The organism is uncultured Algibacter sp. (assembly GCF_947495675.1).
In the GTDB taxonomy this organism is placed as follows: domain Bacteria; phylum Bacteroidota; class Bacteroidia; order Flavobacteriales; family Flavobacteriaceae; genus Algibacter_B.
The window spans coordinates 1-1,307 of sequence record NZ_CANLZX010000046.1 but is presented as its reverse complement, the minus strand read 5'-3'; the positions used below and the strand labels follow the sequence as shown (position 1 = coordinate 1,307).

2 protein-coding genes are annotated in these 1,307 nt (G+C 33.4%); both read right to left on the bottom strand.

Annotated features, from left to right (window positions below; all coding sequences use genetic code 11):
- Positions 1 to 44: 44 nt before the first annotated feature.
- Complete coding sequence (locus tag Q0842_RS16010) at positions 45 to 851, bottom strand: IS3 family transposase (protein ID WP_298500496.1); 807 nt, start codon at positions 849 to 851, stop codon at positions 45 to 47.
- Positions 852 to 901: 50 nt separating this feature from the next.
- Positions 902 to 1,267, bottom strand: coding sequence for a transposase (locus Q0842_RS16005; protein ID WP_298500494.1), 366 nt, complete (start codon positions 1,265 to 1,267; stop codon positions 902 to 904).
- Positions 1,268 to 1,307 lie beyond the last annotated feature (40 nt).

Genomic DNA, 1,307 nt, shown 5'->3' with positions numbered 1-1,307 from the left:
GCAAATGTCTAGTCCTGAAATATGGCTACGGGTTAATAATTGATTTATGCTGTTTTTAAATATACCATATTCGGTGTTTTGAAGTCTAAAGATAAATGTAATCTTATTTCGTTGTATAGATTAATTGCATTTTTTGTTGCTCTTTTGGCGTGAGCCACATCAGTAAAGGTCTGGTCGAGATAGAATTCGTCTTTTAAGATGCCGTTTACGCGCTCAGCCATAGCATTTTCGTAACAATGATTTTCTTCTGTCATACTAATATCTATCTTATTTCTTTTAAGTATTTGTGTATACACATTACTGCAATACTGTATTCCTCTGTCTGAATGATGGATAAGACCTTTAACATTCTTTGCTTTGTACAGAGCCTTGTTCAAAGCTCTCACGCATCCTTTTAGTTCCAGACTATTACTGAGGTCATAACCAACAATCTTTCTAGAATACATATCTGTAATGAGCGCAAGATAGCAGAAGCCTTTAATGGTTCTGATGTATGTTATATCGCTTACCCAAACTTGGTTAGGTTTTGTGACTTCTACATCTTTAATGATGTTTTTGTACTTGTAGAACCTGTGCAATGAATTGGTTGTTCTAGAACTATATTTCTTTCTAAGTGTAAGCATATTGTGTTTTCTAAGGACGTTAAATAGGGTGTCTCTACCGACTTTAAGATTGACTTTAACAAACTCATCATCTAATGATTTTATAAGTTTACGTACGCCTTCTCTGGGAAGGGATCTGCGTCTTTTTTGTACTATTTGAATAATCTGCTGTTCTGTTTTTAAACGTTTATCAGCTCTAGATTTGTATTTGTAATACGCATCACGTTTTAAACCAAAACAATGAGTTATAGTGGTTAAAGAAGCAAATCCCTTAGACTTTTCTTTAGCTTTATCTAAGGCTAGATATTTAGCTTTTTTTTTAGTTCGATTACAGATTTATAACCTAACTGTTCTGCTGCCACTTCCAGATAAGAGTCCAGTACCAAAGCATCTAAATCCTTTTTGAGTAAGAGTTGTTTTAGTTGTTTGATTTCTTTTTGAAGCGCTTTAATACGTGTTATTTCATCTTTAGTTTCCACTTTAATTCTAGTGTTCATCAGGTCTTTACGGTTGTACTTTCTAATCCATTCGTTAATGGTTGTAGGTGCAATACCGTATGCTTTACCTAGTTGATATTTGTTTAGTTTTCCGGTTGTAAGTTCGTCTAAAATTTTCAGTTTAAAAGGTTCTGAATACCGTCTAATTACTTTGTCATTTTTGTACATAATGTTTAAAATTATGTAGCCTTTATTCAGGACGGGTCAA

Coding starts and splice junctions, on each gene's coding strand:
- Q0842_RS16005 (WP_298500494.1), bottom strand. CDS start 1,267: ATGTACAAAAATGACAAAGTAATTAGACGGTATTCAGAACCTTTTAAA.